This window comes from Streptomyces neyagawaensis (assembly GCF_023516595.1).
Taxonomy (GTDB): domain Bacteria; phylum Actinomycetota; class Actinomycetes; order Streptomycetales; family Streptomycetaceae; genus Streptomyces; species Streptomyces neyagawaensis.
Genome location: NZ_JAMGBG010000041.1, coordinates 19,161 through 44,083, shown reverse-complemented (window position 1 = coordinate 44,083; position 24,923 = coordinate 19,161). Strand labels below are relative to the sequence as shown.

The window sequence follows — 24,923 nt, the reverse complement described above, 5'->3', positions numbered from 1 at the left end:
TGCCGGGCTACCGGACCACGGGACCCTCGGCCCCCGGGACCCCGAACCTCGGACAAGGGCCCCCACTGAGCTCCACCGACCGAAAGGACCCCCGACGCCATGACCGCCTACGTCATCGCCCACCTGCGTGACGCCGCCCCGCACCCGGACATCGCCGAGTACATCGAGCGGATCCCCGGCACCTTCGAGCCGTACGGCGGACGCTTCCTCGTCCATGCCACGCCGCACGAGGTGAAGGAGGGCACCTGGCCGGGCCACGTCGTGATGATCGGCTTCCCCTCGATCGAGGAAGCGCGGGCCTGGTGGGACTCACCGGCCTACCAGGAGATCGCCCCGCTGCGCTCCCGGCACATCGAGGGCGACATCGTCATGGTCGAGGGCGTCCCCGCGGACTACGACCCGGCGGTCACGGCCAAGGCCATGCGGGAGGCACTGCCCGCCGACGTCACGCCGCCGCGCCCGTGAGGCGGTCCAGCTCCTCCGCGATACCCGCACGCAAGGCGTCGTGGCGGGACCCGAGCGCGTGGCTCGGGTCGGCCCAGTGCTCCGGCGGGTAGAGCCACACCGGGCGCCCCACCGACTCGGCCGGCTCCCACGCGTAGCGCGGCCACACATGCGCGTGCAGAAACGGGTCGGTGTTGCCGAGGATCTCCAGGTTGACCCGCCGGAACGCGGGGTCGAGGCGCCCGCAGGCCCGCTCGACGGCCTCGCCGAGCCGTTCCATGTCCGACAGGAACGCGAGCCGCCGCGCCCTCGGCAGCTCCGAGAGCCGCGTCACGGCGGGGTCGTCGACGAGCAGGACGGCGTATCCCGGCAGGAACTGCACGTCGCCGATCACCGCGAACCCGGCGTCCAGTCTGCGCAGCACGGTGGGGTTCTCGCCGCGAAGGGCGCTTCCGATCCGATCACGTCGCCAGTTCTCAGCCATGATCGGTGACCTTATCCGAGGGTGCCGTGTGATCTGTCCGGTACCGCTTCGATACGTCGCGTGGGGCCGACGGTGCCCGTGTCCCCTCATAGACTCCGCGCCATGAAACGGGGAACAGTGGTGCGCGTGGCGGCGGTTGTGGCGCTCGCGCCCCTCCTGACGGCCTGCGGCGCCGAGTACGATCCCCTCTTCGTCACGGGCACCGCGGCGGAGCCCACGCTCGCCTGGCGGGACTGCCCGGCCGCGAAGGACGACGGGATCACCGAGGCCGCGCTCTACGAGTGGAACGACTCCAGCACCGTAGACGACCCCGGGCGGACGCTGTGGCACATCAGGGCGACGGACGGAAAGACCCTCTCCCAGCGGATCCGACTGGGCGCCGCCCCGGACGGCTTCACGACCGAACGGCCCCTCACCGACGCCCTGGACCCCGGCACCACCTACGCCCTGCGCACCAACATGGCCTCGGACGACCAGGTCTCCGGCTTCCTCACCTTCCGACCCGAACAACTCGCCCCTGGGCAGGTCGTGTTCGGCGAGTCGGACGCCGAGCCCCGGACGGCCTACGACGACCGGGACGACGAGGAGTTCGGCTGCTTCCCGGAGTGAACCGGCCACGGTTCGGGCGGGCCCGAGCACGGTTCGGGCGGTCAGCCTGCCGAGGGTGAGGTCTAGACAAGGCCAAGGCTTGTCAAAAGTCGTGGACATGTCCAAGGAATGTTGCTTGGCTTCCCGGTGACCAATGCCCGGGCCCGTTTCCGGTGGCCCGGGCTGCCTGCCTCGCAGGCCCAGAGATACGGGGAACACATCATGAATATCAGGAAGTTGACGTCTCTCGGCATGACACCGCTGGTGCTGGCCGGTATCGCCGTGGCCGCGCCGATCGCCGGTGCGACCGCCGCCAGCGCCACGCCGCAGGGGTGCCAGGTCGGCAAGCCGACCGAGAACACGGGGTTCGCGATCTGCCACCGGGGCACCGGCCAGGTGCGGGTCAAGGTCACCTGTGAGGACGGCGTGACGGGCAGCAGCCACTTCGCGTACGGCCCGTGGGTCGGCATCGAGAAGAAGTCGAGCGTGGCGTGCGGTGCGGCCCAGCGGTACTTCGTGACGCTGGTCGACTACCAGACCCGCTGATCCCAGGACGCGGGGCGGGCCGGGCTCGCCCGGTCCGCAGGCGGACGGCCGCGGGACCTCTCCCCGTGGCCGTCCGCTTCTTCGTGCGGCCCGGCGGGGTCTCATTCCCTCTGCGAGTCGCCTCTCTTGCTGTTCGAGGAGCGCAGGGGGTCGACGACACGGAGGAGTTGACCCACGGCGAGGGTCGCGGTGGCGACGGCGCGGACCCAACGGGGGCCGCCCCGTGCGGCCCAGAAGACACAGACGCAGCCACCGATGACGAGTACGAGGACGCCGGACAGTATGAACACGGTCATGCTTGTTCCGCTTCTCCAGTGGTCGTCCGCGCATCCTCTCAGGCGGCCGCCTCCGTCCGGAGCGGGCGGACCGGGGTGTCAGTGGCGCGCTGTACGTTCCGCTCATGGGCGTGTATCTGGTGAGTGTGGGCGCGAAGGACTGGTTCAAGGGGTCCGGGGACGAGGAGGAGGACGGGTGGGTCCACGTCTCCTCGGCGCTGAACGAGGAGTTGGGCCGGCGGGGGCTGCCGGCCTATGAATCGGTGCCGGAGGACGTGGAGTTCGTCCGCGGGTCGGGCCAGCGCTTCGAGGAGAAGCTGATCCCCTCCATGGACGGGTTCGTCGCGCTGTGCGAGGCGCACCTCTCGGCCGAGGAGGTGGCGGTCCTCTGCGGCTGGTCGGTGCTGGTGCCGTTCTCGCTCGACGAGCCGATCCTGCTGCCCGTCGGCTCCGGGTACACGGACGAGACCCTCGTCGCCGGCGCCCCGCAGATGCTCGCGCTCGCCGAGAGACTGGCCGAGGCCGTCGACCTGCCGGCCGAGACCCCGGCCATGTGCGACAACCTCGACCTGACCCTGTGGTTCATGGACGGACCGGCGAGAGAGCTGGCCGCGTCCCGGCCGGGGCCGTGGAGCGCGGACCTCGACGCCGCCTTCTACGTGGCGCTGTACCTGCGCGCCGCACAGCACTCGCTCCGCCGCGGCTGCCCGATCGTCTACACGTGAGGCAGCGCTGCCCGACGGGCGGCCCCGCCGCTCACCGCAGCCCGCGTACGAACTCCGCGAGGGTGCGGGTCGCCGTGTTGTGCGCGGTCGCGGCGGACAGGGGGTCGAGGTGGTTCATGCCCTCGTCCGTCTCGTGGACGGCGTACGGGACGCGGGACTCGGCGGCGACCCGGGCCGCGCCGAGGACGGTGCCGCGGTAGGCGCTGGTCTGGAAGGCGTACAGCGGGACATCGAGACCGGCGGCGTGCCGTAACCGCAGGCCGGAGCGGGCGAGGTCGGTGTCGGCGTACGCGTCGCTCACATCGAGGTCCACCGACAGCCGGGCCGGCCAGTACCACTCCCAGACCGCCGCCACCGGCCCCGTGTACGCCTCCGCCACCTGCGCGATCGGGGTGATCCCCTCGTCGACCCTTGGGAGTTGTGGGGGATGCCCGACACGTCCCCCAGCCTCCCCGGACCGCAAGTGGGCGTTCTACCGGGGTGGCCTGGCTGCCCGCCCGGACGGTGATCGCTGGGGGCGGTTTCCGGCGGATCGCCGTATGTCGGCCCGTGGCGCACTAGAGTTTCGCCTGCGCTGAATGTGTGACATGTCACACGGAGTGCGTGACGGGTGGTGGGGCCCGGCGCGTTCCGCGTGAGCGGATGGGGGGTTTCATGCACGAGATGGTCAAGGGCGCCAACGTGGGGCTGGCGGCGCTGAGCGAGGACGTCGACGCGGTGAGTGTGAGCCTCGGCTGGACCAGTTCCACGGGCGAGGGCGACGCGGACGTCTCGGTGATGCTGCTGGGCGCCGACGGGAAGGTGCGCGGCGACGGCGACTTCTACTTCTACAACAACCCGGTCGCGGCCGACGGCAGTGTGCAGCTCCTCGGCAAGAAGCCCGTCGAGGAGGGCAGCGAGGACCAGATCGTCTTCGATCTGACGGCCATCCCGGACGACGTCGAACGGATCGTCGTCGCCGCGAGCCGGTACGAGGGCGCCCGCTTCGGTGAACTCGACGACCTGCGCGTGGTGTTGGCCGACGGTTCCGGGGAAGGGCTGCTGCGGTTCGCGATCGACGACGCCGGGTCCGTGAGCGCGGTCATCTTCGGCGAGCTGTACCGGCGCGCGGGCGAGTGGAAGTTCCGGGCCGTCGGCCAGGGCTACGCCAGCGGACTCGCGGGCCTCGCCACGGACTTCGGCGTCGACATCGAGGACGACGCGTCCGACGCCGACGCCGACGCCGACGCCGAGGCCGATGTCGACGTTGAGGCCGACGTGGACCCCGGTGTGGCCACGGTCGAGGACCGGGGCGTCGTCGCCGGGAACGGCGCGGGGGAAGCGGCCGTTGGGACGGCGGGTGCCGGGGTCGTGGCGACGGCCGTCGAGCAGGCGACCCCGAGCCCCCTGGCCGGCTCTGTCACCCCGGTCGGCGCCGTCACCCCCGCCGGCCCGCCCGGCCTCGTCACCCAGGCCGACCCAGCCGGCCCCGTCACTCCAGCCGATCCCGCCCGCCCTGAAGCCCCGGGTGCCCTGGTGCCCGGGCAGTCGCTGGAGTCGGGCGGGGTCCGAGCCGGTGCGCAGGCGGGGACGCTGCCCGCGGTGCCGGCGCCCCGGCAGCCGGAGGAGGACGCGGGCGGGAGGAAGCCGTCGGCCCGCCCCCGTACCGCCAAGAAGAAGGTGACGCTGCCGAAGGCGGTGAAGAAGTCCCTCGCGGAGAACGAGTCGTGGCGGGAGGCGCGGCTGTTCCCGGTGTCGGCGCTCAAGAGCGACCGGGACCGCGAGGCGCGCGCCACGTCCGTGCTGCTGTCCGTGATGGCGCAGGTGCCGGAGTTCGGCAGGCGCCTCACCGCCGCCTTCGGCGCCCCGGCGGGCAGGATGGAGACGTTCACCGAGGTCTCCCTGCCGCACGGGGAGACACCCCGCCGCCCGGACGGTGTCATCCGCGTCGAACGCGCCGGGAAGCTGTGGACGGCCCTCGTGGAGACCAAGACCAACGGCAACGCGCTCAGGACCGAGCAGGTGCAGGCGTACATGGACATCGCCGCCCGGCGCGGCTACGAGGCCGTGATCACCCTGTCGAACGATGTCGCGCTGGAGGGCAGCCCCCTCGTCGACGTGAAGATCGACAGGCGGCGCAAGCACAAGGTGGCGCTGCGACATCTGTCGTGGGCCGAGGTGGCCCACCAGGCGCAGATGCTGATCCGGCACGAGGGCGTCGGCAACAGCGCGCACGCCTGGCTGCTCCAGGAACTCCTGCACTACCTCCAGCACGAGAACTCCGGCTGCCACGGCTTCCAGAACATGGGCGCCGCCTGGGTGCCCGTCCGCAACGGGATCGACGACGAGACGCTCTGCCAGGGCGACCCCCGCGCCCTGGAGGTCGTGGAGAGCTGGGAGCGGCTCATCCGCCAGGTCTGTCTGGGGCTCGGCGGTGAACTCGGCCAGAAGGTGCTGCCCGTACGGCGTGCCCGGCGGGGCACCGACCCGGAGGTCCGCCGCGCGGAGATGGCCGACCAGCTGTGCCGGGAGGGAAGGCTCGAGGCGGAGCTGCGCATCGAGGGCACTCCGGGCATCCTCGCGCTCAGCGCCGATCTGCGTACGGGCAAGCTGCGCACCTCCATCGAGATCCCGGCCCCCGAGCAGGGCTACCCGCTCAACTGGGCGAAACGGCTCGTGAGGAAGCTGGCGGAGGCGCCGGCCGATCTGCACGTCGAGACGCTCGTCGACGGGGGGACGGGCGGACCGCGGGGCACACTGGAACGGCTCCGTCCCGAACCCGGGGACATGCTCCCGGCGAACGGCGCTCAGATCACCGGCTTCCGTCTGTCCCTCTTCAAGGGCATGGGCAGCACCCGCGGCAACGCCGAGTCCGGATTCATCCGCAGCGTCGACGACGCCGTGCACCGCTTCTACGGCACGGTCGTCGTCCACCTCGACCGCCCGGCCGCCCGCCGGGCCCCGACCGCCGAACGGGTCGCCGTCGGCTGAGCCCCACCCGGGCGACCGGGCCGCCGCGCGGCCCCACGGGAACGGGGCCGTCGCCCCGGCGGAGGTAGCATCGCGCGCGGCGGCGCCGGGGAGTGGTCCCCGGTCGGGTCCGTCAGGTCGGCCGGCCGGGTTGCTCGGGCCAGTCGGGTCGGTCGGGTGGGCGGAGGGTGTGATGGGCGGCGGCGGTGTGGGGGACGGGACTGCGGGGCGGCGGCGCGATGCCCGGCGGAACCGGGAGTTGCTCGTCGCGGCGGCCCGTGAGGTGTACGCCGAGTGGGGGCTGGACGCGCCGTGGGATGTGATCGCGCGGCGGGCCGGGGTGGGCAACGCGACGCTGTACCGGCACTTCCCCACCCGGGCCGCGCTCGTCGACGCCGTCTTCCGGGACCGGCTCACCGGCACGATGGACGCCGGTGAGCGGGCGCGGGCGGCCGGGGACGCCTGGCAGGGGCTGCACACCTATCTGCGGGCGGTGTTCGCGACGCTGGCCGCCGACCGGGGCACCAACGACCTCATGACCACGCGGGTCGAGGGCGTCGAGGTGCTGGACGCCGTGCACGCCCACAACCGGGAGACGATGGAGGTGCTGCTGGCGCGCGGCCGCGCCGAGGGCGCCGTCCGGGGCGACGTGACCGTCGAGGACGTCCTCTTCGGGCTCGCCGTCCTCGGCCGCGCCGTCCCCGCGCTCACGGCGGTGACCGGCGCCGATGCCTGGCAGCGCCCCCTGGCCCTGTTCCTCGACAGCCTCCGGCCGCCCCCGACCGCCCCGCCCACTCCCGCTTCACCGCCGTCGCCTGCCTCGCCGTCGTCCGCCGCCTCGCCGTCGTCCGCCGCCTCGCCGTCGTCCGCCTCACCGCCGTCGTCCGCTTCTCCGGGCGCCCCGGTGGCTGCGGCCCCCGGCCTGCCGGGGGAGGCCCTCACGGCCGCCCAACTCGGTGCCGTACTGGAGGAACTGGGGCCTCATCGGGCGCCCAAGGCGTAGCCCGTCAGGCGCCGCCCCCGTCCTCGTCCACTGTGATCGCCGAGGTCGGGCAGACCGCCGCCGCCTCCCGGACGGCCGGGTGGTGGGGCGGGGCCGGTTCCGGGGTGAGGAGTACGACGATGCCGTCCTCGTCGCGCTGGTCGAAGACCTCGGGGGCGAGCAGGACGCACTGGCCGGCGCCGCAGCACCTGGTTTCGTCGATGTGGACCTTCAAGGGTGTCGCCTCCTCGCCTGGGCGTGCGTGCGCGGGCTCACCAGCGGACCGGGACTTCGCGGAGACCGCCCACCAGCAGGCCCTCCACCTTGCGCAACTCCCCTGTGGGTACCGCCAGTTCGAGTGTGGGGAGCCTGCGCAGCAGGACCTCCAGGACCACGTGCAGCTCGGTGCGGGCGAGCGCCTGGCCCAGGCAGGAATGCGGCCCCGCCCCGAAGGTGAGGTGCGGGTTGGGGCTGCGGGCGAGGTCCATCTCGTCGGCGTCGGTGAAGACCCGTTCGTCACGGTTGGCGGAGGACATCCCGCAGCACACGGTGGTGCCGCGCGGCAGCACCTTCCCGTCGAGGTCGAGGTCCTCGCTCAGATACCGCCGGATGCCGAAGCCACCCAGGTTCGCGTCGAAGCGCAGCACCTCCTCCACCGCCGTACGGATCAGCGACGGGTCCCGGAGCAGCCGCTCCCAGCGGTCGCGGTCCGACAGCAGCAGCGCCACCATCTTGCCGATCATGTTCGCCGTGGTCTCGTGGCCCGCGACCAGCAACCCCATGCCGGTGGCGAGCAGTTCGGCGTCCGTCAGCCGCTCCTCCTCCGGCAGGGCCGCGCCCTCCACGATCAGCATGCTGAGCAGGTCCTCGCCCGGCTCGGCCCGCTTGGCGGCGACCAGGTCACGCATGTACGCGGCGAACTCGCCGAACGCCGCCCGTGTCTCCTCCTGCGTGAAACGGCTGACGTTCAGGAACGCGTCCGACCAGTGCGAGAAGCGGTCCCGCTCCTCGGCCGGAGCGCCGAGCAGTTCGCAGATGACGTACACGGGCAGCGGGAACCCCAGTGCCGCCTTCAGGTCGGCGGGCTGTCCCCGCTCCACCATCTCGTCCAGAAGCGACTCGGCGACCCTCGTCATCCCGGGGCGCAGCGCGGCCATCCGCTTCGCGGTGAAGTACCGGCCCACCTGGCGCCGCCAGCGCTGATGGGGTGCGCCGTTCTCCGGGATGGCCAGCTCGTACTCCGGGTCGGCGTCGGCCGCGACACCGCCCGCCCCGTCGGCCGAGAGCCGCGCGCTGTCGTCCCCGGCGGCCGGCCGCGCGAACCGGGGGTCGGACAGCATCGCCCGCACATCGGCGTACCGGCTCAGGAACGTCGCCCGGTCACCGCTCGGCAACTCGACCGTCGCCACCGGGCACCGCTCCCGCAGCCGCTCCCACGCGCCGGGCGGCTCCAGCGGCCCCGGGCTCACCATCGGCAGCCGTACGACCTCCCCGTGCGGCCCTTGCGCGTCGTGCCCTGTGCGTTCGTCGTCCCGGTGGGCGTTCTCGCCCGTCTCGACCTTGCTCATCGCGACGTCTCCTCGTGTGGGGCGGAGTGGAGATCGCAACGCACGCTACTCGCGCTGTGCATGATGCATCAATGGTGCATCATGCACTCACTCTGCATGGCGCAATTTCGACGTAGGGTGAGGGGCCATGGAGGCCAGGCAGGCAGAAGGAGACCGGTGTGGATGCCCGTGAGGCGGGGGAGCGCATCGAGCGGGAGCTGCTGATCCTCACGCGCAACCGCGAGACGTCGACACCCCGAGGCGTCCGCGGCGGCGGTGCCCTGGACCGCAGCGCCTACGTCCTGCTCAGCAGACTGGAGGCCCAGGGGCCCATGTCCATCCCGGACTTCGTGGACGCGTTCGGCTTCGCCCCGTCCACGTTCACCCGGCAGACCTCGGCCCTGCTGCGCGACGGTCTGGTGGAGCGGACCCTCGACCCCGACGGGGGAGTGGCCCGCAAGTTCCGGATCACCGACGAGGGGCTGGCGCGCCTCGCCGAGCAGCGCGAGGTGTTCGTCGACGGCATCAGCGGGGTCATCGCCGACTGGCCCGCCGAGCGGCGCGAGCGATTCATCGCCGACCTGCGGCAGTTCAACACCGACGTCGAACGCGTCAGCGGACGTTCCTGGCCACGCCCGATGGCCGGCGACCGCTGACGCCGTCGTCGGCCGGCCGGGGCCCCGAAGGCTACGGCCGCTGCGGTCCCGACGACTGCGGTCCCGAGGACGGGCCGACGCACGGACCTGCTGGCGGACCTACGGACACACCGGCGGCCGGTCCTCGGTGCGAGGGCCGGCCGCCGGTCTGCCGAGTCACAAGGGTGCTGTCAGCTGACGCACACGATTCCGCCGAGCAGGCACAGGCCCGACGGTGAGGTCGCGTCCGAGTCCGAGGAGCCCGAACCGCCGGACGAGCCCGTACCCGTGCCCGTGCCCGCGTCCGAGCCGGTCCCCGTCTCCGTACCGGAGCCGTTCCCCGAACCTGATCCGGAGCCCGCGCCCGTTCCCGTGTCCGCGCCCGAACCGGCGCCGGAACCCGTGGAGTCGTCGGTGGCCGGGGGCGTGGTCGCCCCGCCCGCCGGGGTGTCGGTGGAGCCGTCCGCGCTCGACCCGCCGTGCGACGAGGAGCCCGTCTGCGCCCGCTGGCCCGACGGGGGCGCCGTGGCCGTGCGCGGTGAGCTGCCGTTGCCCGTGTCGCCGCCGGTGTTCCGCTGCTGCGCGCCGGTCCCGTCGTACGAGGAGCCGCCTCGTGCGTGGCCCCGCGAAGTGTCCGGGGAGCGCCGGGTCTCGTCGGGGCGCGTGTCCGGGGTCTGGCCGCTCTGCGAACCCTGTTCCTCGACGGCGCCCAGGCCCTCGGCGTCCGGGGCGGTGGCCGCCTGCGTCCGGTCGGTGGACTGCCGGTCCATGCCCATCACGGTCAGACCGCCGCCGACCAGCGCCACCGCGGTCGCGACCACGGCCCGGCGCTGGTTCTTCTTCCAGCGGGCCATCTGCCGCCGCCGTGCCGCCCGCCCCCGCGGCGTGACCGGCACGCCCTGCACATCCTCGACACCGTGGACGTCCTCGATGTCATCGGCACTCTCGGCGCGTGCGACACCGGCCGGGACCAGCTCCGTCGAGGGTCCCGCCGCGGGCTCCAGCTCCAGCTCCGGCCGTCCGCCGTCGTGCCAGGTCTCCTCGGTGCCCGACGCCGCGTACTCCCAGGTCGCCGACGGCACCGTCGGTGCGACGGCCATGGCGGTCGTCGTACCGGGCGCCGAGGGGGCTATGTCCGGCGCGTACGCGCCGCAGCCGGGGCAGACGAGGGCGCCGTTGAGATGTCGGCGACATGAGGAGCAGTAGTCCATGGAGGTCTTCCTGTGTCGGCATGCCGTCGACCCGACGGGCCAGCGGCCCGGTCACGTCGTTCGCACGTGGGATCGAGCGGATCGAGGATCAGCAACGCTAACGAGGCATTCTCAGAGCTGTGTGCACACTGTGTGATGCTCCTGCGGGGATTCTCCGGGGACTTCGCACCGGTGTACGGCCCGGTGTTTGGGCGTCACCGTCCGCGTTTTCGCGCGTCACGGTCCGCCTTGTCGGCCGTTACGGTCCGCGAGTTCAGGCGTCACGGTCCGCATGTCCGGCCGTCCCGGCCCGCGTGTCCGGGCGTCACCCTCCCGCTCGGCGGGCGTCTCCGGACTCTCTTTTCTTGATTTCCTCTTCAACAGGCAACCCCCGCACGGCTTTCACCTGTCTCACAGGGTGCTCACAGACCGGTGGGCGCCGAGGGCGTTCGGGGGAGCGTCAGCACCATCGGCGGCCGGTCGTCCGTGGGTTGTCCAGTCCGATGCCACTGACCATGGCACTCGCAGACGAGGAACCGATGACCAGTCAAGAACACCGCAGCCGTCTGAGGCGTCCCGGGCTCGCCGCCCTGGCCACGCTCGCCGTAGTCGCCACCGTGGCGGGGGCCGCCCCCGGCGCGGGCGCGGCGCCCGCGGCCAAGGCCGGCACCCCGAAGCTCAAGCTGATCGCCGCCTCGAAGTCCGTGACGACCTACCGGTACCCGGAGGGCGGCACCATCCTGGAGCTGGGGACGTACGTCACGGTCGACGGCGCGCCCCTGGAGTTCAAGGTGACGCGGAAGTCCTACAAGGACCCCATCGTCGCCCAGCAGATCCTCCGCGACGGCAAGAAGACCACGACGCGGACCCTGCCCAAGGGTCTGATCACCGATCACGGCGGGCTGCCCGGCTTCCTGGAGATCTCGCTCAAGAACGCCGCGGGTCAGCAGGTGCTCAAGACGGCCAGCGACTTCTGCCCGAACAACGCCTCCGGCCGTATCCGCCCGGACGCCCCGTCGACCTCGCACTACCCGCAGAGCTGCTCGCGGAACCCGTGGACGCTGGGCTCGGTGTGGGGTGTGGAGAAGGGCTGGGCGGTCAACACCACCCAGTACCGCTACGACGACACGGTGGACATCCCCGCGGGTGAGTACACCGCGGAAGTGGGCGTCGCGAAGAAGTACCGCGAACTCTTCGGCATGTCGAACGACCGTCCCACCGTCAAGGTGACGGTGGTGCAGTACGACGAGGGCGGTGAGGGCGGCGTCGGTGTGGGCGCCAAGTCCTCCTCCCACCACGCCGCCGGTCACGGCGGTCACGGCGGCCACGGTGGTCACGACGCCGCCCCCGTCGACCCGTCCCAGCCGCCGCTGCACGGCTTCGGCCCGCGCGGCGAGGACGTCCCGATGCCGCCCGCCCTCCCCCACGCGCTGGAGGACCGCGGCCTGGCCAAGCACCTGGGTGACGGCCCCGGCCACACCGACGGCTCGCGCATCGCGCCCGCGCTGAAGCCGGCCGCGAAGCGGCCCACCGGCAAGGCCGGCGCCCCGGCCAACGTGCCCAAGCCCGACCTGCGTTCGCTGCCGGCCTGGGGCATCGCCATCACCGACGGTGAGGACGGCGACGTCCCCGGCAAGGACTACCTCGCCTTCAGCGCCAACGTGTGGAACGCGGGCCCCGCGCCCCTCGTCGTGGACGGCTTCCGCAAGCCGGGTGCCGACCTGATGGACTCGTACCAGTACTTCTACGACACCAAGGGCAAGCAGGTCGGCTACTCCCCCGCCGGCACCATGGAGTGGGACCCGCGTGAGGGCCACGAGCACTGGCACTTCACCGACTTCGCCAGCTACCGCCTGCTCAGCGCGGACCAGACGAAGGAGGTGCGCTCCGGCAAGGAGGCGTTCTGCCTGGCCAACACCGACGCCATCGACTACACGGTGAAGGGCGCCAACTGGCACCCGGAGAACACCGACCTGGGCTCCGCGTGCGGTTCGCAGGAGGCCATCTCCGTGCGTGAGGTCCTCGACGTCGGCTCCGGCGACACCTACACCCAGGAGCGTCCCGGCCAGTCGTTCGACATCACCGACCTGCCGAACGGCACGTACTACATCAAGGTCATCGCCAACCCGGAGAACCGTCTCAAGGAGAGCGACACCAAGAACAACGTCGCCCTCCGCAAGGTGGTCCTCGGCGGCAAGCCCGGCGCCCGCACGGTGAAGGTGCCCCCGCACCACCTGATCGACGCCCCGTAACCGGCGGCCGCACGGTCATCGCACAACGACGCACATCGCACGACGACGCACCCCCGGGTCCCGGACCCGGGGGTGCGTCATGCGTGGGGGAGGCGCCCGCGTTCGTCAGGGGGTGGGGATGCCCGCCGGGCGGGCCGGGCGGCCGAAGCGGGCGGGGACGCCGGGCGAGTACAGGACGCTCACCGGCGGGCCGGTGGGGGCGGGCAGGCCCGCCGCGACGACCAGGTCCTCCTCGCACTCGACCAGTTCGGCGCGGTGCAGCGGCCAGCGGGGGTGGGCGTTGGGCAGGTACATCGGCCGGCCGAAGAAGGCGCCGTGCATCCCCCAGCGGGCGGTCAGGAAGTGCTCCAGCCCCGTCGGCTCGTCGACGCGCTCACCGACCCGCACGGTGATACGGCTGTGCGCTCCCCGCGGGCCCGGCCACCGCCGACGGCTGGTGTAGGTGACGGAGACACCGCCCCGCAGGGTGCCGGGGCCGCCGGGTCGGGCGCCGGTTCTGGAGTCGTCGCCGGCGACGCCCTGGACGCCGTACGCCGTCGTGTCGATCGTCATGCGGGACCACAGGTACGGCATCCGGAAGCCGATCCGGCCCACCACGACCGGAAGCAGCCGGGAGGCGTCGAGGGAGCGGAAGACGACGCCGCGCCGTCCGTGCGCGTCGACCGAGTACAGCCGCACATTGGTCTCGGGGAACGAGCCGAGGTAGGGCACACCGGGAAGGCGCAGCCAGCCGACCTTGTGCATCCGGAAGGCGACCAGCCCGACGTACGTCACCCCGTCGAGGGTGTCGGGCACGGTCCCCGGCGGCAGCAGGCCCGCGACGTCGGCCGGGTCGGCGGCCCAGTGCAGGAACGTCAGGTCGAGCCAGGACTGGGTGAGCAGCGGACGCGGGATCGCCCCCGGCGCGTCGGCCGTGATCGGGGCCGGCGGCACGGGGGCCGCCGGGGCCCGGAACGGTTCTGGCGACGCCATGGGGCCAGTATCGGCGACGCGCCGGTCAGCCCAGGACCGCGACCGCCTCGATCTCCACCAGGTGCTCCGGTACGTCCAGGGCCGCGACGCCCAGCAGCGTGGCGGGCGGGGCCGGGGTCGTGCCGAGACGGGCGGCGGCGCGGGCGATGCCGTCGAGGAGCAGGGGCATCTTGTCCGGGGTCCAGTCCACGACGTGGACGGTCAGCTTCGCGACGTCGTCGAACGTGGCTCCGGCACCGGCCAGGGCGGTGGCGATGTTGAGGTAGCACTGCTCGACCTGCGCGGCGAGGTCGCCCTCGCCGACGGTGACGCCGTCGGCGTCCCAGGCGACCTGTCCGGCGAGGTGGACGAGGCGGGAGCCGGAGGCGACGGAGACGTGGTGGTAGACACCGGTCTCGGGCAGTCCGGCGGGGTTCACCAGGGTGATGGCCATGCTGTCTTCTCCTCCTGCGGGCAGGGCGCACGTGCTCTCGTGCTCTCTTGTGGTTACTGGGAAACCGTAGGAGAGTGGCCGCTGACAAGGAAGAACGCACTTTTCGGTGACTGGGGAACCTGATGGTGACCAAGCAGTACGAGGGCACGCCCGAGGAGGCCGCGGATCTGCGGCGCGCGGACTCGCTGGCCCGCGAGATCTTCGCGGACATCGCCAACAAGTGGGCGCTGCTGATCATCGAGGCACTCGGCGAGCGCACCCGCCGCTTCAGCGAGCTGCGCGACGACGTCGAGGGTGTGAGCCACAAGATGCTCACCCAGAACCTGCGGATGCTGGAGCGCAACGGCCTGGTCGACCGGGAGGTGCACCCCACGGTGCCGCCGCGCGTCGAGTACACGCTCACCGAGCCGGGGCGGGCCCTACGGGCGACGGTCGACGCGATGTGCGACTGGACCCACCGGTACCTCGGCGACATCGAGGCGTCCCGGAGCCGCTTCGACGCCTGAGGGGGCGAGGCCGGGAGGGGGGTGGTCGTCCGGGTGGTGCCGGGGTGGTGCGCAGGGGCGGTGCGTCGGGGCGGTCGGGTGGGAGCTGTATCACCCGGACCGGGCTTTGCATGATCATGCATGGGGGTGCATACTCTTCCTATGTCCAAGGTCCTCACCTCCCTTCCGGCCGGCGAGCGCGTCGGCATCGCCTTCTCGGGCGGGCTCGACACCTCGGTCGCGGTCGCGTGGATGCGCGACAAGGGCGCCGTCCCGTGCACCTACACCGCTGACATCGGTCAGTACGACGAGCCCGACATCGCCTCGGTGCCCGGCCGCGCGAAGACCTACGGTGCCGAGATCGCGCGCCTGGTCGACTGCCGGGCCGCGCTCGTGGAGGAGGGCCTGGCCGCGCTGACCTGCGGCGCGTTCCACATCCGCTCCGGTGGACGGGCCTACTTCAACACCACGCCGCTGGGCCGTGCCGTCACCGGCACGCTCCTGGTGCGGGCGATGCTGGAGGACGACGTCCAGATCTGGGGCGACGGCTCGACCTTCAAGGGCAACGACATCGAGCGGTTCTACCGCTACGGTCTGCTCGCCAACCCGCACCTGCGGATCTACAAGCCCTGGCTGGACGCGGACTTCGTCACCGAGCTCGGCGGCCGCAAGGAGATGTCCGAGTGGCTGGTCGCGCACGGCCTGCCGTACCGGGACAGCGCCGAGAAGGCGTACTCCACCGACGCCAACATCTGGGGTGCCACCCACGAGGCGAAGACCCTGGAGCACCTGGACACCGGCATCGAGACCGTGGAGCCCATCATGGGCGTCCGGTTCTGGGACCCCGAGGTCGAGATCGCCACCGAGGACGTGACGATCGGCTTCGACCAGGGCCGCCCGGTCAGCGTCAACGGCAAGGAGTTCGCCTCGGCCGTCGACCTGGTGATGGAGGCCAACGCCATCGGCGGCCGCCACGGCCTCGGCATGTCCGACCAGATCGAGAACCGCATCATCGAGGCCAAGAGCCGCGGCATCTACGAGGCCCCGGGCATGGCCCTCCTGCACGCCGCGTACGAGCGCCTCGTCAACGCCATCCACAACGAGGACACCCTCGCCCAGTACCACAACGAGGGCCGTCGCCTCGGCCGGCTGATGTACGAGGGCCGCTGGCTGGACCCGCAGGCCCTGATGATCCGGGAGTCGCTCCAGCGCTGGGTCGGCGCCGCCGTCACCGGTCAGGTCACCTTGCGGCTGCGGCGCGGCGAGGACTACTCGGTCCTCGACACCACCGGCCCGGCGTTCAGCTACCACCCGGACAAGCTCTCCATGGAGCGCACCGAGGACGCCGCGTTCGGCCCGGTCGACCGGATCGGCCAGCTCACCATGCGCAACCTCGACATCGCCGACTCCCGCGCCAAGCTGGAGCAGTACGCCGCGATGGGTCTGATCGGCACGGGCGGCTCCGCCGCGATCGGTGCCGCGCAGGCCGCCGCGACCGGGCTGATCGGCACCATGCCCGAGGGCGGCGCCGAGGCCATCGCCGCGCGCGGCGAGTTCACCGGCTCCGACGACGACGAGCTGCTGGACCGCGCCGCCATGGAGTTCGGCACGGACTGACCGAGCGCCGAAGAGGACCGGACCGTGAGGGGCCGGGCCGACGCCCACCGCGTCGGCCCGGCCCCTCACGTCGTTCAGCGGCCGTCGTTCAGCGGCCGAGGTTCGGTGAGTCCGGTTCAGCGGGTGGGGCTCAGCGGGTGGCTGAAGCCCTGCGCGGAGATGAGGGACGCGGCGTCCGCCAGGTCGGTGGCGAAGTGCTCCACGGCCTCGTACGGGAAGCGGTGGCTCGGGCCGCTGACCGAGAGGGAGGCGATGACACCGCCGGAGCGGCCCGTGACCGGGACGGCCACGGCGGTCAGGCCCTCGTCCCATTCGCTGCTGCTGACGGCGTAGCCCCTCTGGGCGGCCTCCTCGGCGCGGGCACGGAGCCGCTCGGCGTAGGACTCGCCGTGCGGGGAGGCGGCGGCGACCCGGCGCAGCAGGGTGTCGGAGGCGCCGCGCAGCAGGATCTTGGAGGAGGCGCCTGCCCACAGGGGCTGCTCGTCGCCGACGTCGACCACGTGCCGCAGGGGGTGCGGGCTCTCCTCGTGGGCGACGCAGACGCGGTGGGTGTCGCGGGCGACGAAGATGTTCACCGTCTCGCCCAGGCGGTCGGCGAGGTCACGCATGACCTTGCGGGTCTCACGGGGCACCTCCCACTGGCTGCGGGCCAGATAGGCCCAGCGCCACAGACCGGGGCCCGCGGTGTAGCCGAGGGGGTGCGACCACAGCAGGCCGCTCTCCTCCAGGGTCTGCACCAGCCGCAGCACGGTCGTCTTGGCGAGTCCCGTGGCGTCGATGATCTCCCGCAGGGTGACGACCGGACGGTCCTCGCCCAGCAGGTTGAGGATGTCCAGCGCGCGGCGCACACTGCGGACACCTCCGCTGCCGGCGCCGGGCTGCTCCCGGTCCCCGTCGGTCCCCGGGCTCCTGTCGTCCACGCGGCTTCCTCCCCGCCCCGTACCGTCCCCGTCGCGCGTCCCGCTCGCTCCGCGGGCGCCTTGTTCGTCCGTACTCCGTGCACGGTAGTCCGCTCTGCGGACCGTGTGAACCACGGACCCACACGAATTGTGCCGCACCTCTTGATGGCCGTCATCCCGCATCGTATGTTTCCGCTGCTCGGTCCGATCGGTCCACTGAATGGACCTAGGGGAGCCCGGTCCTGAGCGCTCGCCCGTCGTCGCAGCATCCAACGGAGTGTGTGAGATGAGCAGTACCCAGAGCCCCGCCAGGGCCGGAGTCGCCAGACGAGCGGCGGTCGCCAGCTTCATGGGGGCCGTCGTCGACTGGTACGACTTCTTCCTCTACGGCATCGTCGCCGGTCTCCTCTTCGGCGATCTGTTCTTCCCGGGCGCCTCGCCCGCCGTCGGCACCCTCGCCGCCTGGGCGACCTTCGGTGTCGGCTTCCTCTTCCGGCCGCTCGGCGGCATCGTCTTCGGGCACTTCGGAGACCGGCTCGGCCGCAAGCGGATGCTCGTCCTGACCATGCTGATCATGGGCGTGGCCAGCACCCTCATCGGTGTCCTGCCCACCTACGCGCAGGCCGGGCTCTGGGCGCCCGCGCTGCTGGTGGTGCTGCGGGCCACGCAGGGCTTCGCGGTCGGCGGCGAGTGGGGCGGGGCCGCGCTGATGGCGGTGGAGAACGCCCCGGCCAAGTGGCGTTCCCTCTACAGCAGCGGCGTCCAGGTCGGCGCCTCCGTGGGTCTGCTGCTCGCCACCCTGATCACCAAGGTCATCTCCGGCACGACGTCCGACGCGGCCTTCCGTGCCTGGGGCTGGCGGATCCCGTTCCTGGTCAGCGCGGTGCTGGTGATCGTCGGCCTGGTCATCCGGGCGAAGGTCGAGGAGTCGGAGGTCTTCACCAAGGAGGTCGCCGCCAAGGGCGCGCGCACCAAGCCGCGCGTGCCGCTGGTCGCCGCCGTGAAGTCCAACCCGAAGGGCTTCTTCGCCATCATCGGCCTGCGGTTCGTCGAACTCTTCACGTTCTACGGCGTGACCACCTTCGGGCTCGCCTACGGCACCGACCAACTGGGCCTCGACCGGAACAGCCTGCTCGACGTCAACCTCGCCGTCGGCGGTCTGGCGATCATCACCATCCCGGCCTTCGCCTACCTCGCCGACCGCTTCGGCCGCCGCCGGATCTACTGCGGGGGCGCCCTCGTCGGGGTGGCGAGCGCGGTGCCGTACTTCTGGGCCATGGAGTCCGGCTCACTGGTGCCGATCATCGTCTGCGCGGTGCTGCTCGTGAACGTCGCCCACGACATGGCCGTCTCCGTGCAACAGTCCCTGTTCACCGAGATGTTCGGCCCCGAGTACCGCTACAGCGGCGCCGGTGTCGGCTACCAGCTCGCCAGCGCCATCGGCGGCGGCTTCACCCCGCTCATCGCCGGCTCCCTGGTGATCTGGGCCGGCGGCGGCTGGGGCCTCGTCGCCGCGTACCTCGCCCTCGGCTGCGCGATCTCCTTCCTGGTCGCGCTGACGCTGGGCGGCGACGACCGGGCCGGGGCCGCGGAGGTGCGGGCCGCACGGGAGCCGGAGGCGGGGGCCGCGACGGGGGCGACGGTCTGAGGCGGCTGTCTGACGTGATGGTCTGACGTGACGGTCCAGAGGGCCGAACAGCCCTCTGTGGACCGCAGGGCGGATCATTCAGCCCGTCAAATGGATCACCGGCTGGTCGAGGCGTGGGTCCCTCAGGGGCCCGCCTCGGCGGTCCGGGCGTCCGGCGGCCGGGGTGGCCGGAAGGCTCGAAGCCCTGTGAGCCTCTGAGCCCTCGAAGCCCTGTGTGCCTCTGAGCCCTCTGAGCCCTCTGAGCCCTGTGAGTCTGTGAGTCCTGGGAGTTCTGGTGAAAGCAGCTGTCCTCGTGGCGCCCGGTCGGATCGAGATCGTCGACGACCGGCCGGAGCCGCACTGCGGGCCGGACGACGTCGTCGTCGAGATCGAGGGCGTCGGGCTGTGCGGTTCCGACATCTCCGTGTTCCGGGGCGGGCGCGTGCCGCCCGCGCTGCCGTGGGTGCCGGGCCACGAGGGATTCGGGCGCGTTGTCGCCGCGGGCGAACGGGTCCGGGACCGGGCGGTGGGCGGGCGCGTCGTCATCGAGCCCAACTACGCCTGCCTGCGGTGCGCCGACTGCCTGACCGGGCTGACCTCGGCCTGCCCGCACCGCACGATCGTCGGCCTGGACGCCCCCGGTGTCCTCGCCGAACGCGTCGCGCTGCCCGCGCGGTTCGCCCACCCGGCCCCCGCCCTGTCCCCCGCTCCGGCCGGGGGCCTGACCGGCGCCGACCTGGCCGCCGCCGAGCCCTACGCGGTGGCGAGGGCCGCCGTCCGCCGCAGCGGGGTCACCGCCGACGACCGCTGCCTGGTCGTCGGCGCCGGTGCGCAGGGACTGCTGGTGTGCCGCATCCTGTCCCGTCTCGGCATCCGCCCCGTCGTCACCGAACCCCACCCCCTCCGCCTGGCGCGCGCCGAAGGGCTGGGCGCGATGCGCGACGACGGCCGTACCGGCTTCACCCTGGTCTTCGAGACGTCCGGGCACGCGCCCGCCCTGCGCCCCGCCGTGGACCGGTGCGCGCCCGGCGCCACCGTCGTCCTCATCGGTCTGTCCGCGGAACGGCTGCCGCTCACCGTCGACGACGTGGTCCGCCGACAGCTCGTCCTGCGCGGCTCGATGATCTACGACCACCCCGGCGATTTCACCACCGCCCTCACCGAACTCCCCGAGGCCCGCCCCGGCCTCGTCATCGACTCCGGCTTCCCCCTGGAACAGGCCCAGGAGGCCTTCTCGGGCGCGACCGAACGCGCGGGGAAGACATGGATCAGCCTGACCCCGACCGCCGACGCGAGCCGATGACGGCCGGCACTGATCCCGTGGCGCGGCGCCGGAGAATCGCGGGGCGGCCCCGGCGGGTCGCGGGCTCGGGCCCCGGAGAAGGGAGAACCCCGGCCGACGCGCGGCTGGGGTTCTCGGGGCGGTGGGTCACGGCCGGGGGATCACCGTGGGCCGGGCGGGTCAGCGCCGCAGGGTGAGGACGCCCGGCCGGTACGGCAGCTTCGGGTAGTCGGTGCCGTCCGACGCCGGGTTCCTGCCCTGGTAGAGGAACCGCAGATCGCAGGGGTCGACGGTCATGGTCTGGTCGGGGTTGTCGCGGACCAGGTCACCGTGGCTGATGTCGTTGGTCCAGGTGGCACCGCTGTTGGCCTTGCCCGCGAAGGGGCTGCTCTCGCTGTCGGCCTGCGGGGTCCAGGTGCCGCTCAGGCTGGAGGCGGTGAAGGAGCGGAAGTAGCGTCCGCCCGCCCCCATGGCCTCGACGATCATCAGGTACTGGTTCCGGCCCTTGACCTTGTAGACCTCCGGCGCCTCGAACAGCCTGGCCTTCGTGTCGCTCATGATCTTGGTGTACGACGAGCCGAAGCTGCCGGGGAAGTTCCCGAGCGGGATCGTCGACCGGTAGATGCCGCCGTTGTCGTCGGCGAAGAACAGGTACATGTTCTTGCTGTCGGCGATCACGGTCGGGTCGATCGGGCCGCCCTCGGAGCCGGCGGGGAGGCTGCCGGTGAACAGCGGCTTCGGCGCGGACCAGCCGCTCGGGTCGGTGGGGTCGCTGGACGTGCGGTAGGTGAAGGTCCAGGCGGTGCCCCACCCGTTGGAGACCAGTACCCAGGTCTTCTTGGGCGCGAAGTAGAACAGCTTGGGCGCCACCGCGCCCTGGCTCATGCCCTTCTGGGCGGCCGAGCCCATGTCGGACCAGTTGGTGAAGGGGGCGAACGCCATCGAGCCCCATCCCGACGCCGAAGCGGTCGTCCCGTAGACGAGGTGCTTGCCCTGGTACGTCACGGTGGTGAAGTCCTTCAGCGCGACCCAGCCGTTGGACGGCTGCGCCAGCGGACCCGTCGAGGTCCACCGGTAGGTCGACGGAAGGGCGCAGGTGCCGCCCTTGGTCGAGGCCGGGCTGAACTTCCAGTGCTGGTGGGCGCCTCCGTTGGAGTCCCAGATCCGCACGGGGGTCCCGTTGGCGGTCCGGCCGCGGGGGGTTTCCAGTACGCGGCCGCTGGCGACGTTGGTCAGGGTGTACGAGCCGTCGCTGTTCCGGCGCGCCCGCCAGTGCTGGTTGGCACCGCCGTTGGCGTCCCAGAGCTGCGTCCTCGTCCCGTTGCCGGTCCGGTCGCCCGGCTCGTCCAGGACCCGGCCGCTGGCGATGTTGGTCAGGGTGTACGAGCCGTCCGGGTTCCGGTCGGCGCGCCACTGCTGGTGGGAGGTGCCGCGGGCGTCCCAGATCCGCAGCGGGGTCGCGTTGCCGTTCTTCCCGGCGGGCTTGTCGAGAACCCGTTTGGCGGCGACGTCGGAGAGCGTGTAGACGGCGCCGGAGGTGATGCCCCCGCTCGGTGTGCTCCCGCCGCTGCCGCCGCCCAGGGCCTTGAGCACCGCGCTGTACGCGGGCTTCTTCTTGCCGCCGCCGTCGAACAGCAGCGCGTTCTCACCGGTGCGCCAGGAGTCGCTGTCGCGGATGCCCCAGACCGTGATGCCCTTGCAGCGGTCCACGGCCAGGCATGCCTTGACGGTGTCGGTGTACGCGGTGGCGGGCGCCTGGGCGATGTCCAGTTCGGTGATCTGGACGTCCACGCCGAGCGCCGCGAACTCGGACAGGGTGGTCCGGAAGTTCGTCGGCGGGCCGCCGGCGCCGAAGTGGCTCTGGAAGCCGACGCAGTCGATGGGGACACCGCGGGACTTGAAGTCCTTGACCATCCGGTAGACGCCCTGGGTCTTGGCGTCGGACCAGTTCTCGATGTTGTAGTCGTTGTAGCAGAGCTTGGCCGCGGGGTCGGCCTTCCGCGCGGTGCGGAAGGCATCCTCGATGAAGCCGTCGCCCAGCACGTCCTGGAACACGGAGCCGCGGTGCCCGCCGCTGCCGCCGTCGGCGAAGGCCTCGTTGACGACGTCCCAGGCGTAGATCCTGCCCTTGAAGTGGCTCATCGTGGTGGTGATGTGGTTGTTCATCACCGCGCGCAGGGTGGCGGCGTCGCGGATGCCGCCGACCCAGCCGGGCAGTTGGGAATGCCACACCAGGGTGTGGCCGCGCAGGCGCTGACCGTGCGCGATGGCGTGGCTGACGATCCGGTCGGCGCGGGCGAAGTCGAACGACCCGCGGGAGGGTTCGACGGCGTCCCACTTCATCTCGTTCTCCGGGGTGACCATGTCGAATTCCCGGTCGAGGAGGGCGGAGTACGTCGCGTCGCCGAGCCTGTCCGCGGCCACCGCCGTACCGAAGTAGCGGCCGTTCGCCGCCGCACCCTCGGCGAGCACGGTCGGCTTGGAGGGCTCCGGCGTGCGGGCGGCTTGGGCGACCAGCGGGACGGCGGCACCCGCGGTGGCGAGGACCAGGGCGGCGGCGAGCACGTGGCGGGTCGCCGGGCGGCGGCGATGGGAACGGTGCTGATCTGGCAACGGATCGTCCTTCTGGCGCGGTGGGGGCCTCGGCCCCGGGACATCCGCCAGTCGACGCCGCGGACACAAAAGGTTGCCGAGCCCGGGGAGGTTTTTCGTCGAGCCGGGGCCCCGTGCCGGGCGGCGGGATACGGAACCTTGACCGCTTCGGGGATCACCCCGGGGACTTGGCCGACGGGACGACATGTAGCGTCATCCCTGCCGTGACCTGCGGCAGGGCAGCGCATCCCCATCGTTTTTCGCGCACCCGCGCCCGGGTCGGGCTCCCCCCACGCCGAGTTCGCGTACGCGTACCGGGCACACGAGCGTGCCCGCAGAACAGGAGCCGTCGTGGCAGTGAGGGTGTGGAGGCCGGGGGCCGTCGGTACGGCGGTCGTCGCGGCGGTCGTCGCGATGACGCTGGGGGCCGGGGGCACGGCGAGCGCCGCCGCGTACACCGGGGTGGCCGGGCCCTGGAGCAGTGCCGCCGCGCTGACCGGGTCGGACGGGCAGCAGTCGCTGATCGCCGTCCGGACGGCCGGTGACGGCACGGCGTTCGCGTTGTGGCGGAACCGCGCCGCCGGCGCAAGCACCTGGGACTTCGAGGTCGCGGTGAAGGCGGCAGGCGGCAGCACCTGGGGCGCCCCGCACACGCTGGCCACGGGCCGGTCCAAGGGCTCCCTCGTCGAGCTGACGGTGACGTCCACCGGGCAGGCCGTGGTGACCTGGCTGGACGGGGGCGGCGCGGACGGCGACCCGACCGCGCTGGCCGCCACCTGGAGCCCCGCCCAGGCCACGTGGTCCGCACCCGCGCCGATCGCGACGACCACCGGCGTGTACCTGGGGCTGCCCCGGCTCGCCGCCGCGGCCGACGGCACCCTCACCGCCGTGTGGGCCCACGGCGACTTCGCCGACTACGACGTCATGACCGCCACCCGCGCCCCCGGCGCCACCACCTGGTCCACCGCGAAGCCGCTGGCCCACATCACCACCGGGTCCGTCTACGACCTCGCCCTCGCCGTCGCCCCCGACGGCGAGGCCACCGCCGTCTGGGACGTCTACGACCAGGTCCCCGAGGAGGGCGAGGACGCCCACACCGTCCACACCGCCACCCGCGCCTCGGCGGGCGGCGCCTGGAGCGCCGCCGCCCCGCTGCCCGGCACCGCCGGCACGGGCGGCACCGTGCGCGTCACGATGGACGCCAAGGGCGCCACCACCGTGTTGTGGCGGGCCGACGCCGGTGGAACCACCGCCCTCAAGTCCACCACGCGGACCTCTGTGTCCGGTGGGTGGGGCGCTCCGCAGACCGCGGTCGCCGCCATCGACCCCAGCGACGAGAGCGAGCCGCTCACCGCACCCAACGGTGACCTCACCTATGTGTGGGCCGGTTGGAGTTCCACGGCCGGAACCCCCGTCGTACGGACCGTCACCCGGACCGCCAGCACCGGCACATGGTCGGCGCCGAAGACGCTGTCCACCGGCTATGTGAAGTGGGACGTCTCCGCGTCCATAGGGGCCGACGGCACCGTCCAGGTCGTCTGGCCGCAGACGCCGAGCATCGACAACGGCAACGACAACTACCTGGAGTGGGCCGTCCGCCCGGCCGGCGGCACCTGGAGCGCGGCGACCGCCCTCAACAGCGCGCCCGTCCCCGCGGTCCCCGACGCGAACGCCCTCTCCGGCGAGGTCACCGCGGGCCCCGACGGCAGGGCCACCGTCGTCTTCCGCAAGGCGGTCGACATCTCCCCCGGCGACTTCACCTCCCAGCTGTCCGCCCAGTCCCAGACCCTGCTGACCAAGCCGAAGGTCACCGCCAAGGCCGCCGTCAGCGGCACCGCCCGCACCGGCTCCAAGGTCACCTGCGGCGCCGCCTGGACCGGCTACAACACCACCGTCGCCTGGTCCTGGCTCCGGGACGGCACGGCCATCACCGGCGCCACCGGCAAGTCCCGCACCCTGACCTCCGCCGACTACAAGCACCAGGTGTCCTGCCGCGCCAAGGTCAGCAACGGCGCCGGGTCCGCCACCTCCACGTCCCCGGCCGTCACCGTCGCCGTCGGCCCCGCCCTGAAGGCCGCCACGGCACCCGCCGTCACCGGCACCGCCAAGGTCGGCTACAAGCTCACCGCCGCCCACGGCACCTGGTCACCGGCCGCCACCACCTACACGTACTCCTGGAAGCGTGACGGCGCGACCATCACGGGCGCCACGAAGTCGACGTACGTCCTGGTCAAGGCAGACAGGGGCCACAAGATCACGGTGAAGGTGACGGCCAAGCGGTACGGCTGGACCAACGGGTCCGCCACGACCGCCGGGGTCGTCGTGCGCTGAACCCGCGCGACCACCGACGGACGCCCGGCCGGGGAACTCCCCCGGCCGGGCGTCGCCATGTGGGGCCG

Annotated in this window: 23 protein-coding genes; 13 read left to right on the top strand and 10 right to left on the bottom strand. The window is 72.4% G+C overall.

Going from position 1 to position 24,923, the window contains the following annotated elements:
• The first annotated feature begins 99 nt into the window (after positions 1-99).
• On the top strand, positions 100-465 hold the full coding sequence (locus M8J73_RS18920; protein WP_055541282.1) for a DUF1330 domain-containing protein: 366 nt from the start codon (positions 100-102) through the stop codon (positions 463-465).
• Here the strand turns inward: M8J73_RS18920 and M8J73_RS18915 are convergent.
• The gene (locus M8J73_RS18915) at positions 446-928 is read right to left on the bottom strand and encodes an HIT family protein (RefSeq protein WP_055541281.1); all 483 of its coding nucleotides are present in this window, start codon (positions 926-928) and stop codon (positions 446-448) included. The genes M8J73_RS18920 and M8J73_RS18915 overlap by 20 nt on opposite strands.
• A gap of 102 nt (positions 929-1,030) precedes the next feature.
• Between M8J73_RS18915 and M8J73_RS18910 the strand changes: the two genes are divergently transcribed.
• Together M8J73_RS18910 and M8J73_RS18905 are read left to right on the top strand one after the other, a co-directional pair.
• Entirely contained in the window at positions 1,031-1,537 is a 507-nt protein-coding gene (locus tag M8J73_RS18910) for a hypothetical protein (protein ID WP_157873275.1), read from the top strand.
• A 201-nt stretch (positions 1,538-1,738) separates the two neighbouring features.
• Positions 1,739-2,062 carry a hypothetical protein gene (locus tag M8J73_RS18905; RefSeq protein WP_157873274.1) on the top strand — a complete coding sequence of 108 codons (324 nt, stop codon included), beginning with the start codon at positions 1,739-1,741 and terminating at the stop codon, positions 2,060-2,062.
• A gap of 101 nt (positions 2,063-2,163) precedes the next feature.
• Here M8J73_RS18905 and M8J73_RS18900 read toward each other — a convergent pair whose 3' ends face one another.
• Complete coding sequence (locus M8J73_RS18900) at positions 2,164-2,358, bottom strand: hypothetical protein (RefSeq protein WP_055541278.1); 195 nt, start codon at positions 2,356-2,358, stop codon at positions 2,164-2,166.
• 104 nt (positions 2,359-2,462) lie between these two features.
• Between M8J73_RS18900 and M8J73_RS18895 the strand changes: the two genes are divergently transcribed.
• The gene (locus M8J73_RS18895) at positions 2,463-3,062 is read left to right on the top strand and encodes a hypothetical protein (RefSeq protein ID WP_055541283.1); all 600 of its coding nucleotides are present in this window, start codon (positions 2,463-2,465) and stop codon (positions 3,060-3,062) included.
• A 31-nt stretch (positions 3,063-3,093) separates the two neighbouring features.
• On the opposite strand, the gene M8J73_RS18890 is transcribed toward M8J73_RS18895, so the two are convergent.
• Positions 3,094-3,441 carry a hypothetical protein gene (locus tag M8J73_RS18890; RefSeq protein ID WP_055541277.1) on the bottom strand — a complete coding sequence of 116 codons (348 nt, stop codon included), beginning with the start codon at positions 3,439-3,441 and terminating at the stop codon, positions 3,094-3,096.
• A gap of 275 nt (positions 3,442-3,716) precedes the next feature.
• On the opposite strand from M8J73_RS18890, the gene M8J73_RS18885 reads away from it, so the two are divergent.
• Positions 3,717-6,032: a TerD family protein gene (locus M8J73_RS18885; RefSeq protein ID WP_249828839.1), complete on the top strand. Its 2,316-nt coding sequence runs from the start codon at positions 3,717-3,719 to the stop codon at positions 6,030-6,032.
• Between the two features lie 172 nt (positions 6,033-6,204).
• Complete coding sequence (locus M8J73_RS18880; protein ID WP_249828838.1) at positions 6,205-7,014, top strand: TetR/AcrR family transcriptional regulator; 810 nt, start codon at positions 6,205-6,207, stop codon at positions 7,012-7,014.
• 4 nt (positions 7,015-7,018) lie between these two features.
• On the opposite strand, the gene M8J73_RS18875 is transcribed toward M8J73_RS18880, so the two are convergent.
• Positions 7,019-7,228 (bottom strand): ferredoxin, encoded by a 210-nt coding sequence (locus tag M8J73_RS18875; protein WP_055542941.1) that lies wholly within the window; start codon positions 7,226-7,228, stop codon positions 7,019-7,021.
• A gap of 37 nt (positions 7,229-7,265) precedes the next feature.
• A complete protein-coding gene (locus tag M8J73_RS18870; protein WP_055542940.1) occupies positions 7,266-8,561 on the bottom strand; it encodes a cytochrome P450 in 1,296 nt (431 codons plus the stop codon).
• A gap of 158 nt (positions 8,562-8,719) precedes the next feature.
• Between M8J73_RS18870 and M8J73_RS18865 the strand changes: the two genes are divergently transcribed.
• Entirely contained in the window at positions 8,720-9,196 is a 477-nt protein-coding gene (locus M8J73_RS18865) for a MarR family winged helix-turn-helix transcriptional regulator (protein ID WP_055542939.1), read from the top strand.
• 170 nt (positions 9,197-9,366) lie between these two features.
• Here M8J73_RS18865 and M8J73_RS18860 read toward each other — a convergent pair whose 3' ends face one another.
• Positions 9,367-10,386 carry an SCO2400 family protein gene (locus tag M8J73_RS18860; protein ID WP_055542938.1) on the bottom strand — a complete coding sequence of 340 codons (1,020 nt, stop codon included), beginning with the start codon at positions 10,384-10,386 and terminating at the stop codon, positions 9,367-9,369.
• A gap of 518 nt (positions 10,387-10,904) precedes the next feature.
• Here M8J73_RS18860 and M8J73_RS18855 point away from each other — a divergent pair.
• Positions 10,905-12,617 carry a lysyl oxidase family protein gene (locus tag M8J73_RS18855; protein WP_249828837.1) on the top strand — a complete coding sequence of 571 codons (1,713 nt, stop codon included), beginning with the start codon at positions 10,905-10,907 and terminating at the stop codon, positions 12,615-12,617.
• A 105-nt stretch (positions 12,618-12,722) separates the two neighbouring features.
• Here M8J73_RS18855 and M8J73_RS18850 read toward each other — a convergent pair whose 3' ends face one another.
• Together M8J73_RS18850 and M8J73_RS18845 are read right to left on the bottom strand one after the other, a co-directional pair.
• Positions 12,723-13,589, bottom strand: coding sequence for a YqjF family protein (locus M8J73_RS18850; protein WP_249828836.1), 867 nt, complete (start codon positions 13,587-13,589; stop codon positions 12,723-12,725).
• Between the two features lie 25 nt (positions 13,590-13,614).
• Positions 13,615-14,022, bottom strand: a complete 408-nt coding sequence (locus M8J73_RS18845; RefSeq protein ID WP_249828835.1) for a RidA family protein — start codon at positions 14,020-14,022, stop codon at positions 13,615-13,617.
• A 122-nt stretch (positions 14,023-14,144) separates the two neighbouring features.
• Here M8J73_RS18845 and M8J73_RS18840 point away from each other — a divergent pair, with 122 nt between their 5' ends.
• Positions 14,145-14,528 (top strand): winged helix-turn-helix transcriptional regulator, encoded by a 384-nt coding sequence (locus M8J73_RS18840; protein WP_055717768.1) that lies wholly within the window; start codon positions 14,145-14,147, stop codon positions 14,526-14,528.
• A gap of 141 nt (positions 14,529-14,669) precedes the next feature.
• Positions 14,670-16,124, top strand: coding sequence for an argininosuccinate synthase (gene argG / locus M8J73_RS18835; RefSeq protein WP_055538800.1), 1,455 nt, complete (start codon positions 14,670-14,672; stop codon positions 16,122-16,124).
• A gap of 116 nt (positions 16,125-16,240) precedes the next feature.
• On the opposite strand, the gene M8J73_RS18830 is transcribed toward argG, so the two are convergent.
• Complete coding sequence (locus M8J73_RS18830; RefSeq protein WP_055538801.1) at positions 16,241-17,044, bottom strand: IclR family transcriptional regulator; 804 nt, start codon at positions 17,042-17,044, stop codon at positions 16,241-16,243.
• A gap of 265 nt (positions 17,045-17,309) precedes the next feature.
• On the opposite strand from M8J73_RS18830, the gene shiA reads away from it, so the two are divergent.
• Both shiA and M8J73_RS18820 read left to right on the top strand, forming a co-directional pair.
• Positions 17,310-18,671, top strand: a complete 1,362-nt coding sequence (shiA, locus tag M8J73_RS18825) for a shikimate transporter (RefSeq protein ID WP_055538802.1) — start codon at positions 17,310-17,312, stop codon at positions 18,669-18,671.
• Positions 18,672-18,945: 274 nt separating this feature from the next.
• Positions 18,946-19,953 (top strand): zinc-dependent alcohol dehydrogenase, encoded by a 1,008-nt coding sequence (locus M8J73_RS18820; RefSeq protein ID WP_249828834.1) that lies wholly within the window; start codon positions 18,946-18,948, stop codon positions 19,951-19,953.
• Positions 19,954-20,112: 159 nt separating this feature from the next.
• Here the strand turns inward: M8J73_RS18820 and M8J73_RS18815 are convergent, their stop codons facing one another.
• Entirely contained in the window at positions 20,113-22,545 is a 2,433-nt protein-coding gene (locus tag M8J73_RS18815) for a non-reducing end alpha-L-arabinofuranosidase family hydrolase (protein ID WP_283946783.1), read from the bottom strand.
• 330 nt (positions 22,546-22,875) lie between these two features.
• Here M8J73_RS18815 and M8J73_RS18810 point away from each other — a divergent pair, with 330 nt between their 5' ends.
• Complete coding sequence (locus M8J73_RS18810) at positions 22,876-24,855, top strand: hypothetical protein (RefSeq protein ID WP_157873353.1); 1,980 nt, start codon at positions 22,876-22,878, stop codon at positions 24,853-24,855.
• Positions 24,856-24,923 lie beyond the last annotated feature (68 nt).

What these genes read in the sequence shown, in the direction of transcription:
- M8J73_RS18850 (WP_249828836.1), bottom strand. Translation starts at nt 13,589, where the DNA reads ATGGCGTCGCCAGAACCGTTCCGGGCCCCGGCGGCCCCCGTGCCGCCG.
- M8J73_RS18845 (WP_249828835.1), bottom strand. Translation starts at nt 14,022, where the DNA reads ATGGCCATCACCCTGGTGAACCCCGCCGGACTGCCCGAGACCGGTGTC.
- M8J73_RS18915 (WP_055541281.1), bottom strand. Translation starts at nt 928, where the DNA reads ATGGCTGAGAACTGGCGACGTGATCGGATCGGAAGCGCCCTTCGCGGC.
- shiA (WP_055538802.1), top strand. Translation starts at nt 17,310, where the DNA reads ATGAGCAGTACCCAGAGCCCCGCCAGGGCCGGAGTCGCCAGACGAGCG.
- M8J73_RS18910 (WP_157873275.1), top strand. Translation starts at nt 1,031, where the DNA reads ATGAAACGGGGAACAGTGGTGCGCGTGGCGGCGGTTGTGGCGCTCGCG.
- M8J73_RS18840 (WP_055717768.1), top strand. Translation starts at nt 14,145, where the DNA reads ATGGTGACCAAGCAGTACGAGGGCACGCCCGAGGAGGCCGCGGATCTG.
- M8J73_RS18860 (WP_055542938.1), bottom strand. Translation starts at nt 10,386, where the DNA reads ATGGACTACTGCTCCTCATGTCGCCGACATCTCAACGGCGCCCTCGTC.
- M8J73_RS18855 (WP_249828837.1), top strand. Translation starts at nt 10,905, where the DNA reads ATGACCAGTCAAGAACACCGCAGCCGTCTGAGGCGTCCCGGGCTCGCC.
- M8J73_RS18895 (WP_055541283.1), top strand. Translation starts at nt 2,463, where the DNA reads ATGGGCGTGTATCTGGTGAGTGTGGGCGCGAAGGACTGGTTCAAGGGG.
- M8J73_RS18880 (WP_249828838.1), top strand. Translation starts at nt 6,205, where the DNA reads ATGGGCGGCGGCGGTGTGGGGGACGGGACTGCGGGGCGGCGGCGCGAT.
- argG (WP_055538800.1), top strand. Translation starts at nt 14,670, where the DNA reads ATGTCCAAGGTCCTCACCTCCCTTCCGGCCGGCGAGCGCGTCGGCATC.
- M8J73_RS18920 (WP_055541282.1), top strand. Translation starts at nt 100, where the DNA reads ATGACCGCCTACGTCATCGCCCACCTGCGTGACGCCGCCCCGCACCCG.
- M8J73_RS18900 (WP_055541278.1), bottom strand. Translation starts at nt 2,358, where the DNA reads ATGACCGTGTTCATACTGTCCGGCGTCCTCGTACTCGTCATCGGTGGC.
- M8J73_RS18870 (WP_055542940.1), bottom strand. Translation starts at nt 8,561, where the DNA reads ATGAGCAAGGTCGAGACGGGCGAGAACGCCCACCGGGACGACGAACGC.
- M8J73_RS18885 (WP_249828839.1), top strand. Translation starts at nt 3,717, where the DNA reads ATGCACGAGATGGTCAAGGGCGCCAACGTGGGGCTGGCGGCGCTGAGC.
- M8J73_RS18905 (WP_157873274.1), top strand. Translation starts at nt 1,739, where the DNA reads ATGAATATCAGGAAGTTGACGTCTCTCGGCATGACACCGCTGGTGCTG.